The following is a 15667-nucleotide window of genomic DNA, read 5'->3' as shown; positions in this document are numbered from 1 at the left end:
ATTTTCAATTTATCAAGGTGCTTTATTTTTAATGCGGAAGAAGAGATTAGTAATTTGAAGTATTTGCAAAGAGGTGAAGTTTTAATATTTTTGTTAAGGAACTAATTAGCGCATTAGTTAAACTACAATATGGGTTCATACATTAAAAAAGGCGCTTAAAAAGCGCCTTGCTAACAAGTATGTGTGCTTAGAACATATCTTGATAGGAATGTGTTGTATTGAATATAATTGCTTTTTCAAAGCCTGGCAGCTGAATGCTGTGCTCATCAATAACAATGTCATTTTCATCAATCAGCCCATCACCAAAACGATAAACTAGCGCGTATTGACCTAAATCTGCTTGTTGTTGATAGTGCTGTTGTGCTTCTTTTACCGCTGCATGTTTGCTGGTATAGAGCCCCATCATTTCATCGCCATATCGCTTAGCAAGCATCTGCATCGTTACTTTTGCTGAAAGCACTGTGGCTGTTGCATTATTACCACCAAACCCTTTAGAATTTATAAATGCAATATCCATATCACCACAATCATAGTGACTGTTACGAATATCTAAATGATCTGCATAAACATCATCAGCCACTTTATCTATAGTGGTAATACCCGGCATAATATTATGACTAAATACACCTAAGGCAATGGCAAGCTGATCGCCACTGGCAGGTGCTATAGTATGGCCAACATACGCTTTAGGGGCGGTTACTTTCCAATTATCTATTGCAAATGTTTGCGCTACTTTATGATAAATTAACGACTCAGTTACGCGGTTTTGTGGTGTGCTTGAACCATGGGCTAAAATAAAGCTACGTTGCTGTAATGCCTCTTTACCTAGTAAGCTACTGGCAAGTGCAGCCGATTTTGCCATGGTAATGTAGTTACCAGGCCCAGGTGAAGTAATTGATTTTTTTACTCCATCGGCGTTAACAAATACATCAGGCACACAGCCCATAATGTCTGCACCTAGTTCAAGTGCCAGCGCATCATCCATTAATATAGCCACTTGTGCGCCTTCACCTAAAGTAAAGCCACAGTTTTCGCCAAATGGGCGGCTGCTTCTACGATAATCAGGTTCATCGTCATTACTTAAATCATCTAAGCGGCGCAAACCTTCAATATTAGCCAGCGCACTCATATTGCCAAAGCCTTCAACCACTTCAGGGGTAATTGCACATTCTACACTTGCCACAATTGCAACACGTGTGCGCCCTGCTTGTATATCATTTACTGCTGCGCGCAAGTTGTATAAAAAAGTAGCACACGCACCCGATGTAGAAAAAGTAGTTCCTACATTGCCCGTAACATAGGCATTGATAAAATCGGTCGACATTGTATTTAAACCCAGTGCTAGCTGCTTTGTGCTGACGCGATCACCTTGCTGGCGCGCTTTGACTAACCCACCTAAACCTTTATCGTCCATTTGGCCAATAACCGATGCTGAATAGGTACCAATTTTATCAGGCTCAACACTATTCATAATGTATTGCCAATCAAGTCCGGTTGATTTTATTGCATCGGTGGCAGCAAAAATAGTAGCTTGTAAACCACGAGGTTGGTAGCGGCTATTGTACATAATTGACGGATCAAACCCTGTGGGTAGTTGCCCAGCAGATTTAATTGGATTATCGCGAGTAGAATCATGTTTAATATCAAATTGAGCCGCAATAGTTACTTTCACTTTTTTATTTTCAAGCTCTTCAACGTGCCAACTTTCAGGAACTGGCGAAGGTAAATCACGACGGCGTGTTTCAAACACAATCGCGTTTTCATCCGATGCGGTTAACGTCATTTTTTGCTGCCATGGCGTGGCATCTACATCAAAATGTTGTTTTTCAATTTTACGAATTAATGTACCTGCAATAATTTGCTCACCAAAACGTGCTTCTATGTCGCTTTGCTCAACATTATTGCCTTTCATGTCTTGTAGTTGTCCATTCACAACACTCACTAAATTCATTAATGTGGCAAGGCCTAAAAATGTTTCTTGGCGAGCTTGAGACTCTAAGCTATCTAACACGATACGACGATAACCTTGATGAAAAGAAGTACGGCCAGCGGCATTAATGCCTCCCATGCCTACAATAACGGGTAATGCAGTCATAATTTACCTTTAAAATGCGTGTTATAAGAATATGACATTAGTTTAATTGGATTATAGAGACGTCTTTGTGCTTTAATAGCCAAATAAGCGGCATAAAAGGCCAAAAACAACTGGTCGGAGCATTCACAATGAGCAACAACCCATTAACTCCCCCCATAAATATTGGTATCGCAGTGTTTGAGCATTTGTTGGTAACCAGTCTCACATTACCGATTGAGATGCTGCGTGCGGGTGAGGCTTTTGCTAAAGGCCATAGTGATAAAAATAACTTTAAACCTCTGGCTATTCATTTAGTGGCTAAAAATAGTGATGCCATTAAGACGCGAACTGGACTATCGATTATTCCTGATTGTACTAGCGAAAACTCACCTTATTGCGATTTAGTTATTGTGCCTGGTATTTGGCGTAACCCTCGCCCGGTGATACGCGCTAATCAACAATTAGTCACTTGGCTGATCGAGAGCTTTACCGTAGGAAGTCATATAATTGGAGTAGGCACAGGTAATTGTTTTGTTGCAGAGGCTAGTTTACTTGACGGACATCCCGCTACTACCCATTGGCATTATGCTAAACAGTTTAAGCATGACTACCCTAATGTAAGTTTAAAACCTGATTTTTTTATCACCCAGTCAGAACGTATGTATACCGTAGCCAGTTTAAATGCACTTGCTGATGTTATCGTACATATTATTAGTCAATATTATGGTAAAGAAGCGGCACAACATGTGGAGCGCAACTTTTCCCATGAAATTCGTAAACCCTATGAAGATCAACGTTACTTAGAGGGAGCAGTAGATAGACACCCAGATGAGCTGATTGCACAAATACAGTTTTGGTTAAAAACCAATCTAGCCAGTGAGCTCAACTTACAGGAGGTTGCGGCTCAATTTAGTCTAAGTTATCGCACCTTTACTCGTCGCTTCAGAAGTGCCACAAACCAAAGTCCAATCGAATATTGGCAACAATTACGAGTTGAAGGCGCCAAAGATTTATTGGCATCTTCTAATTTATCGATTCAGGAAGTTGCTTTAGAGGTTGGCTATAACGACCAAGGGCATTTAACCCGAGTATTTAAAAAAGTATTACGCCAAACACCCAGCGAATACCGTAAAGTCGTGCGACGAAAATTATTTGGTTAAGTTTTAACTAAACCGTGTTCACTTTTGATGGTTAGCAAAGATTGATATAGCCTTGATTAGATTTTTTTATATATATAAATTATAGTATTACGCATGAGGCGTGGTGAAATTAATACAGGGAGATAGCTGATGGATAAACTTACCAATCTGCTTGTCGATCAACAAAGCAACGCATCCATTGAGGCTAAACTAGCTAACTTACTCGCGTTAGTTCGTAAACATTTAGATATAGATGTTGCTTTTATATCTGAATTTATTAACGATGAGCGTGTTTTTAAAGTGGTCGATAACCCCTCTGAAAACCAAATTGTTAAAGTGGGTAATGCCGTTCCGATTAATGAAACGTACTGCCAACAAATCACCGACAACAAGCTTAGCCCTATTATTACTAATACCAACGCAAACCCAATAACCAAAGCGATGCCGGTTACAAAAAAATTAGGTATAGGGGCATATATAGGTGTACCTATCAACCTGTCGAACGGGAAATTATATGGTACGTTTTGTTGTTATAAATCACACCATGATGAGAGCTTAAATGAGCGCGATTTATCTTTTTTAAATATTATTTCAGAAATAGCGACCGGATTAATTGAAAAGAGTTTAGATAAAAGCGTATCGTACAACCACACAAAATCAACTATTGAGCAAATTATTAGCGATAATGATATTAGTATCTATTTTCGGCCTATTTATAGTCAACTAAATAATAAAGTTGTAGGTTTTGAATCGCTTGCACGTTTTTTTAACACCCCTTATAAAACCCCTGATATCTGGTTTGAAGAAGCGAGTAAGGTGGGTTTAAGTGAACCATTAGAAATGCTGGCCATTAAAAATGCAGTAGCCAATATGGCAAAGTTTAATAATACAACTTACATTGCCATTAATTGCTCGCCTTCGCACATTCTTAGCGGTGCACTTGAACGAACATTACAACAGATTGACTGCACTAGGCTGGTATTAGAAATTACTGAACATTCGCCAATTTCTAATTACGAAAAAATGCGAACTGCACTTAGGCCTCTCAGAAACAAAGGTCTGCGCTTGGCCATTGACGATGTAGGCGCTGGCTTTTCCTCATTTCAGCACATACTAGAGCTTGAGGCCGATATTATAAAATTAGATATTAGCCTGACTCAAAATATAAACACAGACGATCGTAAATTTTTACTGGCAAAAGCATTGTGTGGATTTGCAAAAGCAATCGACTGCACCATCGTTGCCGAAGGGATCGAAACCGCAGAAGAACTAAACTCGTTAAGAATACTCAATGTAGACAGTGTACAAGGTTATTTTATTAGCCGCCCCGCACCAATTGAAGATGCGCTTAGCTTCCAAAACAAAGCACTACCCGCATAAAAACGCCACTAATTAGTGGCGCTCGGTATCAATACTGTCTTTTCGATAATAGCGTTTATGATAACTTTTCACTTTAGCATGCACGCCTTTACTTAAGCTTTTAAACTTAGCTTCGAGCACGTCAACGCCGTATAAAATACCCACCACAAGTACCGAAAGCTTAATAGCAGCCCCTAGATTCCCGGTTGCTATCATAACGCCAATGGAGGCCAATACCCAAATGGTGGCAGCAGAGGTAACCCCGACTACGGCACCGTCTTTTGCCAGCATTACGCCTGCACCTAAAAAGCCAATGCCGGTAATTATTTGCCCGACTACGCGAGAATGATCAATCACATCCCCTTGTAAATTAAACGCAGTCGATAAAAACAAGTAAGTACCTAAGGTGATCAGCGCAGAGGTACGGATCCCTACAGGTTTGCCACGCAATTGTCGTTCTATACCAATAATAGCGCCACAAAAAGCCGCCGTACCAATGGCTGCCCACGAGTATGGGGCTACATCGATAAAATCTAAAAATGTCACTTAAAATCCTAATCTATTATTTTTTACTAATAGCAACTGCCGTTCTAAGCCTTTGACTACCAAAAGCCGACATTTTACTAAAATCGCTGCGTGCAATTGGCACATATTGACAGTCAATCGCTAATTGATTGTCGTTACCTGGTTCGCAAAACGGGTCATGTACGTACACACAGTGCGCATCTAAATGAGTAACACATACCCAATGCGGTGATTTTTTTCCATCAAACCGATAAGTGCTTATTAACAGCAACACACTAAAACCTTGGTTTAACCAAGTTTCTATATCGGTTAGTTCAACATCTTTATAGGTAACAGGAATATTAGCCGCGGCTATGCCTTCAACAAATTGCTGATGTACTGTCGCCAGCACCGTTTTTTTATTATCACTGCGTACCCCATCTAAAAATAATGGCTCTGAGGTATTAACAATGACCTCACTTTTAAATCCCCGTTTATTTGCAGCCAATGCCAATCCAAACGGATGACAACCGCCATGTCCCGAGGTCATAAAAATGGTGGTGCCCTCACGCCATAAAGCTAATTCATGTGACTGACTCAGCTCTGTGCTGTTATCAAGCGAGCCCATTGCCATTAATAATGCCGCAGGCCCACAGGTAAACTCGGTAGTTTGCTGATACCATGGCGTTAAACGCTCAACTTGCAACTCGCTGGTTTGACGGATGTTTTTTTGCATGCGCAAGGCATCACTGTGATCATCGTAATAATCACTGTACTGACCAAAAACTCGATACCCTACACTTTTATAAAGCCCTATGGCGCTGTCGTTATTTACTGCCACTTCTAAACGCAAATAAATACGCCCACGCTCACTAGTGGCTTTTTCAAGGGCTTTAAGCAGCGTTTTAGCGATTCCTTTGCCCTGCATCGTCGGTAATACGGCTAACGAATACAAACGCGCTAACCGCGTGCCTTTATGGCACCACACCAAACCGTAACCACATAATTGCGCATTATGCTCGGCGACTAATAAAATCCCATGTTTAGCACTAAGCCAACGTTTTAAACTTCGCGCACTAAGCTTATCGTTACTAAAGCAGGCATTTTCAAGCGCCACTAAGGCGTTTAAATCACTCGCGCTTGCAGGGCGAATACTAATACCCGCTCCTGCAAAAATCGTTAAATCAGACAATGCGTTAAGCATTAGCCGCGACCTCGTGCTTCAAGGCGCTGTTTAAACTCATCCATAATGATCATGTATAACTCATCACCTAAGTAACCATCTTCTACTTTGTGATCAATACTTGGGTTATCGTTTACTTCCAACACATACGCACGGCCTTGATGCTCTTTTACATCCACACCGTATAAACCCTTGCCTACGGTTTTACATGCTTTTAAAGCAGCATCCAGTACAGCTTTAGGTAATTCAAACGTAGGTAATGTTTCAAAGCCACCCGAGAAAAACCGTTTTGCGTCATGGTTGTATATTTGCCAATGGTTACGCGCCATTAAATAACGACACGCATAAATAGCACGGCCATTAAGTACCCCTACACGCCAATCGTATTCTGTGTACATGTACTCTTGCGCCAGAACTAGCGCACTTAAAGCAAATAACTCACTAAGCTTAGCTTCTAATTCATCACGATTAGCAACTTTATACACGCCTTTTGAAAACGACCCTTCTGGCATTTTTAATACCAGCGGATAAGTAAACGACGCTTCTAATTGCTCAATTGTGTCTTTTGATTGATCTGCCACCACCACGGTTTTTAAGCTCGGTACTTTTTGATAATTGAATGCATCATGTAAGTACACTTTATTACAGCATCGTAAAATAGACTCCGCATCGTCAATCACCACTAAACCTAAGCTTTGCGCTTTACTTGCAAGACGGTACGTTGGGTGATCAATCGCTGTTGTTTGGCGAATAAACAACGCATCAAATTGGGCAATATTGTCTATTTCCTCAAAGCTAAGTGCTTTTGCGTTAATACCATGTTTCGCTGCTGCTTTTATAAAACGGGCTATTGCATCTTTATCACTTGGCGGTACTTTTTCGTTATGATCAACCAATATCGCCATATCCCAACGGAAACGGCGCTCTACTTTACCAATACGCCATTGCGTTTGGGTAAACTCATTTAGCTTTTCAATAAACGCAGCATATTGTTGCTCGCTTAAAGAGGTTAATGAGCCTTGTTGCAGTAAACCTTGCTGATCGACAAATAAAATAGGCGCTGGGTATTGTTTAAATACCGATTTAGCGGCTTTAGCTTGTTGATCATTTCCCGCGTGACCAAAATAAACAGCACCATCAATATGGCCAATATTTTGTAATGACGCTTGATTGCTTCGAAGCGCGTTAATTGTTTTTACACTCGGTAATACTTGATGCTTGCGCGCCTCAGCAAGTAACGAACAGTAATATCCTTTACTTAAATACTGGCTAGCATCACATAGATTTATTATGCGGGTTTTTGGTTCGTTGCGTTTTGGGTAGTCTCGCAAATAGGTGTTAAAGGTAATGACATTTTCAAATGAAAGAGCAAGCGTTTGCTCATTGTTATCAACCACAATTAAGGTTTTAAACACGACTTTTCCTAGTTAAGTCAAAATATACAAAGCAGCCTTGCTAATCAGTTAGCTCAGCGAATAAAACAGCAAATAGAAACACCTATCGCACTAAGTGCAGCATTTAGCAAATCACTTAATACGATAGGTGCTTTAACGAATATCTACTATAAACGTTAGCGCTTAAATTGCTTAAGCGACAGGTGATTTATATGCCCTTTTTTAGATGCGCACAAACGAGATATTTTTAGCGTAAAGATAAAAATTTTTGATGAACTTTTTTATTGCTAATTTGTGTTTTAAAATAGCCAAAATTTAATACTAAAAGTGATCATCATGTCTCTTCCCGCTTGTCCTAGATGCCAATGTGAATACGTTTACGAAGACCAACAGCTGCTTATTTGTCCAGAATGTGCCTATGAGTGGAACCCGAATGTTACTAATGACGAAGACGCTATTTTAGTGAAAGACGCAAACGGCACTTTACTTGCTGATGGCGACAAAGTAACCGTAGCTAAAGATTTAAAAATTAAAGGTAGCTCACAAGTTATTAAAATTGGCACCAAGGCCTTAGTAAGACGTGTACTTGATAAAAAAGATCATGAGCTTGACTGTAAAGTAGATGGCATAGGTGAAATGATGGTGACGGCTAAATTTGTTAAAAAAGCCTAAACCCATTGAGATAAACAATTAAATACAGCAATAACCAGTGTAATCTTGGCGTTTTATTACATTAACAAACTGACATCCACTTTAACTGATTGATTTTCAGCTACTTTTAAAAATTTAAAATCTATATTCAGTTCTCATAGTGGTGTGTTAGTTGTCTAATATTACGACTTCTGCTTTGTCAAAGTGTGTTTTTGCGCTTTGCAAAACATCGGCAGTAAACTTTGAGTTTGGCACTGGTATATCAATAACATTGCCACTTTTACAAAATAAAGTAACGGTATTTGACGCTAGCTGTATTTTAATTATCGCCCCTTTAGGAATAAGCTGCATTCTACTTTTATTATTATTGAACCAGTGAGGTTTTTTGCAAAGTAGAACGTTTTCTCCAATATCAGAAAAAACACGCTCAGGCCTAAAAGTTAAGTACTTTATAATTAAAGCCGTGAGTAAAACACCCGTAATTGTGACGGTAAAAATCCCTATCTCCATAATATTCCCTTAAATTTATGTCCTTTATTTAACTGCTTATCCGTTAATGATTATCAGACTCAAGCAAATCTTATAAGTTCACGCTATAAATGCCTTAGTTGTGATTGAGTGAAACCGGCTAACATCGAGTTATAAACACTCCTTAACTAGTTTATTATATTAGCTTATTAGATAACACAGTTAATGTTTCATCGTAAGCGCGTTGATTAAAATTATTCGAATGCGGGTTCATAAAACCATGCAAATAATCAACACACTTAGCGGAAACATTAGGCTTTGTTGCCAACTTAGCCTGAAGTGCTTTCACATCAAAATGTTGCTCATAGTGAGGAAAAATTAACTCTATTTCAAATGCCGGGTTTAGCTCAGTATGGTGCCTAATTTGCGAGCTGTAAAAACAAATGCCCTTAGCTATCGTTTTAATCGCCGGATGTGAAGACATTGACCAAATTGCCGATGCGCCAACACTAAAACCAATCAATATGATGTTACCAGCGAGTGGTTTAATCGCTTTTTGTAAAATAGCGACATACTCATCAAGGCCAATATGCTGACTAAAATACTCATAGGCCTGCTGTTCATTGTAAAATGCCAAATCCACCCCGCCATAGGGATCGACAATAGACTGAGCGTTTAGTTCTTCAGCTAATGCTTTTAAAGCCGCTGTTTTACCAAATATATCACTAACCAAAACTAAGTTCATAAACGGCTCATCTCTAATTTTATTCTATAAGTTTCAGGCAATTATTTAACAAAGAGGCCTACGAGATGCTGCGTCTCAGCGTAAGAGACAAATAAATACTACATTCAAAGCACTTTAACCACATCGTAACTATGTTTTACATCACCGAGTGTTAAACTAACTTCATCATCGACTTGTTTACCTAATAACTGTTGGCCTAATGGTGCACCAGAGGTAAGTACTTGAATAGTTGTGCCTTTAATATCAACGGTTAATCCACCAGCTGCAGGGCCTAAATAAAACCATTTTTGTGTGCCTGCATCATCTTCTAAACACACCAATGAACTGACTGCTATTGTGCCTGTAACGACGTCGTTGTAGATGGCTTCAAATAGTTGTATTTCTTTATAACACTCATTCACCCGATCAGCGTGACCTTGCGCTAAATACGCAGCTTCAAGCCCGAGCGTATCATATTGAGTTTCTGCAATACTTTCTTCGTGGGTCGCGGTATCGTGGGCTGTTTGAGCTGCAATTTTCGCAGTATTAAGCTGCTCTTCTAAGGCAAAACGCAGGTGCTCTGTAACATGGGCTTTATTCATTTGGAAATTCACTAAATACGGTAAAAATAATTTTGCCATTTTATACCAATCTGCTTGGATATGGGACCTATTTTAACGATAAGAAAATTGCTCTATAACTAGGCAAAATTTTTGATATCTAGTTGTTCTAAATGAAAAAATTTTAACAACGTTATAGGGGAATTTAATTCGTTAAATTATTCAAATATTTATGCAGGTTGGTATTAGCATTGTTGCTACACCTAACACTATCCCTTTGCTGTGTAACAACAATGCTGATTTAAGCCTATGGCATATCCATTAATGTCTGCGTTTGCTGATCCACTTGCTTATCGTAGTTTTTAGCACTTAACCCAAGTAGCTCGGGTAATGTTGCAGCAATACAAATGGACGATAACGTGCCTACGACTATTCCTGCAAAAAGAGCAATTGCAAATCCCTGAAGCGGAGCCCCTGCTAACAGCCAAACACTGGCCACCGTTGCGAGCGTAGTCCCGGAGGTAATAAGCGTACGAGTTAAGGTGCTTTTAATAGCACTGTTGATAATACTGCTTGGTTTGAGTGTGATGTTTGTTGGTATGCGCAACAGCTCGCGCACCCTATCTCCAACTATTATTGAGTCATTTAGTGAGTAGCCAATAATCGCCAACAAACTGGCTAAAACAGTTAGGTTAAACTCTATTTGTAACCATGCAAATAAGCCAACCACCAGCACTAAGTCATGAAATAAAGCCACCACAGAGCCTAATGCCAAACGCCATTCAAAACGAACAGCTAAATAAATCATTACCGCGACCATCGCAGCAAATAATGCTAAGCAGCCTTGTTCAAATAGTTCATCACCCACTTGAGAGCCAATATAAGCCGATGATAAAACCTCAGCATTTATAGTTGGGTTTTGGCTAATAGCCGTTTTCCAGTCATCGTTATTGCTTGTATTATTGGGGCCTTGTGTTAGTTGAAAATGATTATTGCCCTGTGCTGTTAGTTCAAATTCACCCTGATGATTTTTTGCAATAAATTGCTCAAGCTGTTTTAGTTCAACACCTTGGCTGGTGGTAAACTCTGTTAAGTATCCACCCGTAAAATCAAGGCCAAAGTTTAGCCCTTTTTGTGCAATGGTGAATACCGACAACAACACAAATATGGCGCTGATCAGCATGCCTGTATAACGTATACGAGACCCTGCCTCACATTTTAAAAAAGAATTAAGCATGCGCGTTTACTCCTGCTTTTTTACCCAGCTTTAAATATAAGCTTTGGCTTAAATATTTCGATACATACACACCAGTAAATACCGATGTGATAAGTCCCAGCGCCAGCGTTATAGCAAAGCCTTTTACAGGGCCATAACCTATGCCATATAAAATAATCGCTGTGATCATCGTGGTAATATTGGCATCTAAAATCGTATTCGCTGCCTGTTTATAGCCCTCTTGTATCGCTTGATATGGAGGGCGTCCTTTGCGGCGCTCTTCTTTTATACGTTCAAATATAATCACGTTAGTATCAACTGCCATTCCTATGGTTAGCACCAAACCTGCAATACCAGGAAGTGTTAAAACCACCCCAGGTAATAATGACATTAACCCCACTAAAGACGTTAAATTTAAAACTAACGCAACATTTGCAATAAGCCCTAAACGACGATACCACAGCGCCATAAAGGCAAGCGTTAACCCCATGCCTAACATTAACGCCGCCAACCCATTGTTAATGTTGTCTTGGCCAAGGCTTGGACCAATAGTTTGTTCATGTACTATGGTCACTGGCGCAGTAAGCGATCCTGCACGAAGTAATAGCGCTAAATCGGCAGCCGCTTGCTGGCTTTGCATATTGGTTATACTAAAGCGTGAGCTTAAATGCTGGGCTATATTCGCCACATTAATGACTTCGCTTTTTTTAACCACTTCACCTTTAGCATTTTGTGAATACTCTGAATAGAGCGTTGCCATCGGCTTGCCTATATTCGCCTTAGAAAACGCCGACATAGCATCGCCACCTTGGCTATCTAGGCTCAGTTGTACTAAAGGTTTACCCCAGTCATCACGGCCAATATTGGCATTATTAATATGCTCACCAGTAAAAATAGGCACAGGGTCGAGCTTAATAGTCCCACCCGATTGCAAATTAAATGTTTGCCCGCCAATCTCTTTAAGTTGATAAAACCCAAGTGACGCGGTAGCACCAATAATACGTTTTGCCTCGGCTGGATCTTGTACGCCGGGTAGCTCAATGCGAATGCGCTGCTTACCTTGGCGCTGTGTAACCGCCTCGGTAATTCCTAACTCTTCAATGCGTGAGCGAAGCGTAGTGAGTGTTTGGCTCATGACTTGTTTATCAAATGCGCTGCGCCCTTGCTCAGAATAACTCACTTTAACGACCTGTAAGTTGCCATGAGTTGATGTGGTTATAGTTAGATTTTCAAAGCGGCTTTTAAGATCGTTAATAACTGAGGTTAGCTTTTCGCCAGCATTCTCAAGCGCACTTATTTCAAAGCCCTGATTACTCTGCTTCGCTTTAACGCCATAGGCTTTTTGCTTAACAATAATAGCTTTTGTTTGTTGATATGCACTGAGTAATTGCTCATCAACCGCTTTTTCTAAATCAACATCAAGTACAAACAATACCCCGCCGTTTAAATCAAGACCCAGCTTTATGGGCGATAAGCCAAACTTTTGTAACCAAATAGGGCTGGTTGCATGTTCAACAATTTTAACCTGTGTGTTTGGAAAGTTTGATTTTAAAGCCGCTTGAGCCTGCGCACTATGTGTAGGCGTATTTAAAAGTACATTAATATTTGCTTGGTTTTGTACCCCTTGGCTGACCTCAAAACCTTGGCTATTTAAAAAGCGTACTATGTTTTCAGTACTTGGTATTGCTTGTGTTTTAACCTCAGGAGCGGCACTAATATGCAACCACGATTTATTCGGGTATAAATTAGGTAAGGCGCTTATTGCCAGTAAAACCAATACAACCAACATGGCTACATAGCTTAATTTAAATTTAGCCATAAATGGCTTTTTTTGTTTTTTAAAACTTAACATCGTTGTTCCTTATTACCGGACACAATCCAGTAACGTACTTATTAGACAGGTCAAAACGCAAAGCGTTAAAACCAATTAAATTAAATAAGGAACTTTAAGCGTGATAGGTAGTTACAGCGGTGTATAACAGGTTAGCGTCTTTCCAGCCGCTCAAGCGCGACTTTTTACATTTAAATACCCTAGTATACCAAGGCTGACTTATAGTAACTGCTTGCGGTCGCAAAAAAATATGCCTACAGCCATTTAGGGCAAAAAACTCATGCACTACATCGTATTCAGGATCCCCCTGCGCACTATGTAGAAATAAAAATGAGTTATTGGCTGTTAGCCTAGGTTGATGCGCAGCAAACTCAGAATGCTTTGAGTTTTTATGCTGTAAATTACCTAGCGACTTTAACGGTGTGGGAGCGTTAGTTAAGTTTTCGACATTAACAACATGGCTATAACTGCTTTGGTTACTGTTTAATTCGTGTTTTACACCCATAGCATGGCTTTGCACACTAAAGAGTGCAGCAAAAAACAAGCAAGTAGCTAAAAAAACGCGAAATTTAAACATCTGTCATTTAAAACTAAAATAAAGGATAGCTAGTATATAAGGGCAGCTAATTAAAATACAATAGCCAACATTAAGCTAATTCATTTATATAAAAACAAATACTGAGATCCTCGATGCGCTCCAGACAAAGTTCAGTAAAACGCCCCGACGCTATGAATTTAAAACAAAGCATTCAAACTCTTTGGCCTTATATCACTAAATTTAAAGGCCGTGTGCTGATTGCCATATTAGCGCTAGTCGGTGCTAAAGGCGCGACATTGCTCATGCCATGGGCTTTAAAAGAAATAATTGATGCGGTTGATAAATCAATTAACCCGCTACTCCTCGTCCCAACCTTATTACTCGTTATGTACGGCGCACTGCGATTTGCCAGCGTGTTTTTAGGTGAAGTACGCGATGCTGTATTTTCTCGAGTCACCGAGCATGCCATGCGTGATATTGGCCTTAAAGTATTTAAACATTTGCACTCGTTAGATTTAGCCTTTCATTTAGACAGGCAAACTGGCGGTATAAGTCGAGATATAGAGCGCGGCACCAGTGGTTTGAGCTTTTTAATGCGCTTTTTAATGTTTAATATTGTGCCCACGTTGTTTGAAATAATGACCGTGGCGATTATTTTTGGCACCTTGTTTTCTATTTGGTTTGCGCTGATCACCCTACTTGCTGTGGCTATTTATATCTTTTTTACGGTGACGGTTACCCAATGGCGAAACCGCTTTATTCGCGAGTCAAATGCTGCCGACAACCAAAGTAACACCCGCGCCATCGACAGCTTATTAAATTACGAAACCGTTAAATACTTTAATAACGAAGAGTATGAAGCTAAAACTTACGATACGTTTTTAGCAACCTGGGAACAAGCACGATTAAAAAACAGACTCTCGTTACTGGCGCTAAATTCAGGGCAAGCACTCATAATTGCCTGTGCAATAACCGCATTAATGTGGCTTGGCGCAAGCGAAGTTGTCACGGGCGAGTTAACGATTGGTGAACTGGTGATGATCAATGCGTATATGATTCAACTCTTTTTACCGCTCAACTTTTTAGGGTTTGTGTATCGCGAAATACGCCGTGCCCTCACCGACCTTGAAAACATGCTCGGCCTGCTTAATACACAACCTAAAGTGGCGGATGCTCATGAGGCTAAAGAATTGGTCATTAAACAAGGTGAAATTAGCTTTGATAAAGTAAGCTTTCACTACGACAGTAAAAGGCCTATTTTAAAAAGCATTAGCTTTAATGTTGCTGCCGGCTCAAAAGTCGCGATTGTGGGTGCAAGTGGTGCAGGAAAAAGCTCATTAGCCCGATTACTGTATCGCTTTTATGAGCTGTCATCAGGCACTATTAGCATAGATAAACAAGCAATTAATACAGTTACTCTTGCAAGCTTGCGTAAAGCCATTGCGATAGTCCCCCAAGATACTGTGCTGTTTAATAGCACCATCCGTGAGAATATTGCCTATGGCAGACCCTCAGCAACTGAAGATGAAATAAATAAAGCAATTAACATGGCGCACTTAACCGACTTTATAAATAGCTTAGACAAAGGCGATAAAACCCTCGTGGGTGAGCGTGGGTTAAAAGTCTCAGGGGGTGAAAAACAACGGATTGCCATTGCCCGTGCTATTTTAAAGCAATCACCCATCTTAATCTTTGATGAAGCAACCTCTGCGCTCGACTCTCATGCAGAGCAAGCTATTTTAAAAGCAATGCGTGAAGTGGCAAATGATCACACCAGTATTGTTATTGCACACCGACTTTCGACCATAACCGATGCAGACTCAATTATTGTTTTAAAAGCTGGTGAAATTATTGAACAAGGCAAACACCAAGAACTACTAAATCAAAACGGTGAATATGCCCGTATGTGGGCATTACAGCAAAAGCAGTCAAAGGCGCAATAAACTAAGCCGCTCAAGAACGATTGAAGTAGTTGAGTGTTTTTTGCTATTTTCGATAGTATTTTATTCATCTTATCGACCGGTAC

The 15667-nt window shown here is 40.0% G+C and carries 14 protein-coding genes; 4 read left to right on the top strand and 10 right to left on the bottom strand.

Annotated elements, in window-relative coordinates:
- Window positions 1-187: 187 nt before the first annotated feature.
- Window positions 188-2095: a beta-ketoacyl synthase gene (locus AAEY57_RS03910; RefSeq protein ID WP_350606469.1), complete on the bottom strand. Its 1908-nt coding sequence runs from the start codon at window positions 2093-2095 to the stop codon at window positions 188-190.
- A 128-nt stretch (window positions 2096-2223) separates the two neighbouring features.
- Between AAEY57_RS03910 and AAEY57_RS03905 the strand changes: the two genes are divergently transcribed.
- Window positions 2224-3234 (top strand): GlxA family transcriptional regulator, encoded by a 1011-nt coding sequence (locus AAEY57_RS03905; RefSeq protein WP_021033106.1) that lies wholly within the window; start codon window positions 2224-2226, stop codon window positions 3232-3234.
- 129 nt (window positions 3235-3363) lie between these two features.
- Window positions 3364-4593: a sensor domain-containing phosphodiesterase gene (locus AAEY57_RS03900; protein WP_350606466.1), complete on the top strand. Its 1230-nt coding sequence runs from the start codon at window positions 3364-3366 to the stop codon at window positions 4591-4593.
- Window positions 4594-4605: 12 nt separating this feature from the next.
- Here AAEY57_RS03900 and AAEY57_RS03895 read toward each other — a convergent pair whose 3' ends face one another.
- The 3 genes from AAEY57_RS03895 to AAEY57_RS03885 are packed head-to-tail and all read right to left on the bottom strand — an operon-like array spanning window position 4606 to window position 7674.
- On the bottom strand, window positions 4606-5118 hold the full coding sequence (locus AAEY57_RS03895) for an MgtC/SapB family protein (RefSeq protein WP_350606464.1): 513 nt from the start codon (window positions 5116-5118) through the stop codon (window positions 4606-4608).
- A 16-nt stretch (window positions 5119-5134) separates the two neighbouring features.
- A complete protein-coding gene (locus AAEY57_RS03890; protein WP_350606461.1) occupies window positions 5135-6280 on the bottom strand; it encodes a peptidase C39 family protein in 1146 nt (381 codons plus the stop codon).
- Complete coding sequence (locus AAEY57_RS03885) at window positions 6280-7674, bottom strand: RimK family ATP-grasp domain-containing protein (protein WP_350606459.1); 1395 nt, start codon at window positions 7672-7674, stop codon at window positions 6280-6282. Before AAEY57_RS03885 ends, AAEY57_RS03890 begins: the two co-directional genes overlap by 1 nt.
- Before the next feature lie 315 nt (window positions 7675-7989).
- Here AAEY57_RS03885 and AAEY57_RS03880 point away from each other — a divergent pair, with 315 nt between their 5' ends.
- On the top strand, window positions 7990-8325 hold the full coding sequence (locus AAEY57_RS03880; RefSeq protein WP_350606456.1) for a zinc ribbon domain-containing protein YjdM: 336 nt from the start codon (window positions 7990-7992) through the stop codon (window positions 8323-8325).
- A 147-nt stretch (window positions 8326-8472) separates the two neighbouring features.
- Here the strand turns inward: AAEY57_RS03880 and AAEY57_RS03875 are convergent, their stop codons facing one another.
- From AAEY57_RS03875 to AAEY57_RS03850, 6 genes are all read right to left on the bottom strand, one after another.
- Entirely contained in the window at window positions 8473-8814 is a 342-nt protein-coding gene (locus tag AAEY57_RS03875) for a hypothetical protein (RefSeq protein WP_350606454.1), read from the bottom strand.
- A 154-nt stretch (window positions 8815-8968) separates the two neighbouring features.
- The gene (locus AAEY57_RS03870; protein ID WP_350606452.1) at window positions 8969-9517 is read right to left on the bottom strand and encodes a dienelactone hydrolase family protein; all 549 of its coding nucleotides are present in this window, start codon (window positions 9515-9517) and stop codon (window positions 8969-8971) included.
- A gap of 104 nt (window positions 9518-9621) precedes the next feature.
- Window positions 9622-10098: a GreA/GreB family elongation factor gene (locus AAEY57_RS03865; RefSeq protein ID WP_013464833.1), complete on the bottom strand. Its 477-nt coding sequence runs from the start codon at window positions 10096-10098 to the stop codon at window positions 9622-9624.
- Window positions 10099-10363: 265 nt separating this feature from the next.
- Entirely contained in the window at window positions 10364-11293 is a 930-nt protein-coding gene (gene secF / locus AAEY57_RS03860) for a protein translocase subunit SecF (protein ID WP_350606449.1), read from the bottom strand.
- A complete protein-coding gene (gene secD / locus AAEY57_RS03855) occupies window positions 11286-13124 on the bottom strand; it encodes a protein translocase subunit SecD (protein WP_350606448.1) in 1839 nt (612 codons plus the stop codon). The genes secF and secD overlap by 8 nt, the downstream gene beginning before the upstream one ends.
- 94 nt (window positions 13125-13218) lie before the next feature.
- Window positions 13219-13680: a hypothetical protein gene (locus tag AAEY57_RS03850; RefSeq protein ID WP_350606445.1), complete on the bottom strand. Its 462-nt coding sequence runs from the start codon at window positions 13678-13680 to the stop codon at window positions 13219-13221.
- Between the two features lie 113 nt (window positions 13681-13793).
- Here AAEY57_RS03850 and AAEY57_RS03845 point away from each other — a divergent pair, with 113 nt between their 5' ends.
- Entirely contained in the window at window positions 13794-15584 is a 1791-nt protein-coding gene (locus tag AAEY57_RS03845) for an ABCB family ABC transporter ATP-binding protein/permease (RefSeq protein WP_028835312.1), read from the top strand.
- Window positions 15585-15667: the final 83 nt, after the last annotated feature.

Origin of the sequence: Pseudoalteromonas sp. MER144-MNA-CIBAN-0113, assembly GCF_040308965.1 — a bacterium.
GTDB lineage: Bacteria > Pseudomonadota > Gammaproteobacteria > Enterobacterales > Alteromonadaceae > Pseudoalteromonas > Pseudoalteromonas tetraodonis.
Note: the sequence above shows the minus strand (reverse complement) of the source record. Positions and strands in the feature narration are given on the sequence as shown.

Bases quoted from the DNA above. Each gene is read 5' to 3' on its own strand.
- AAEY57_RS03880 (WP_350606456.1), top strand. From the start codon at position 7,990: ATGTCTCTTCCCGCTTGTCCTAGATGCCAATGTGAATACGTTTACGAA.
- secF (WP_350606449.1), bottom strand. From the start codon at position 11,293: ATGCTTAATTCTTTTTTAAAATGTGAGGCAGGGTCTCGTATACGTTAT.
- AAEY57_RS03890 (WP_350606461.1), bottom strand. From the start codon at position 6,280: ATGCTTAACGCATTGTCTGATTTAACGATTTTTGCAGGAGCGGGTATT.
- AAEY57_RS03865 (WP_013464833.1), bottom strand. From the start codon at position 10,098: ATGAATAAAGCCCATGTTACAGAGCACCTGCGTTTTGCCTTAGAAGAG.
- AAEY57_RS03870 (WP_350606452.1), bottom strand. From the start codon at position 9,517: ATGAACTTAGTTTTGGTTAGTGATATATTTGGTAAAACAGCGGCTTTA.
- AAEY57_RS03875 (WP_350606454.1), bottom strand. From the start codon at position 8,814: ATGGAGATAGGGATTTTTACCGTCACAATTACGGGTGTTTTACTCACG.
- AAEY57_RS03850 (WP_350606445.1), bottom strand. From the start codon at position 13,680: ATGTTTAAATTTCGCGTTTTTTTAGCTACTTGCTTGTTTTTTGCTGCA.
- AAEY57_RS03845 (WP_028835312.1), top strand. From the start codon at position 13,794: ATGCGCTCCAGACAAAGTTCAGTAAAACGCCCCGACGCTATGAATTTA.
- AAEY57_RS03905 (WP_021033106.1), top strand. From the start codon at position 2,224: ATGAGCAACAACCCATTAACTCCCCCCATAAATATTGGTATCGCAGTG.
- AAEY57_RS03900 (WP_350606466.1), top strand. From the start codon at position 3,364: ATGGATAAACTTACCAATCTGCTTGTCGATCAACAAAGCAACGCATCC.
- secD (WP_350606448.1), bottom strand. From the start codon at position 13,124: ATGTTAAGTTTTAAAAAACAAAAAAAGCCATTTATGGCTAAATTTAAA.
- AAEY57_RS03910 (WP_350606469.1), bottom strand. From the start codon at position 2,095: ATGACTGCATTACCCGTTATTGTAGGCATGGGAGGCATTAATGCCGCT.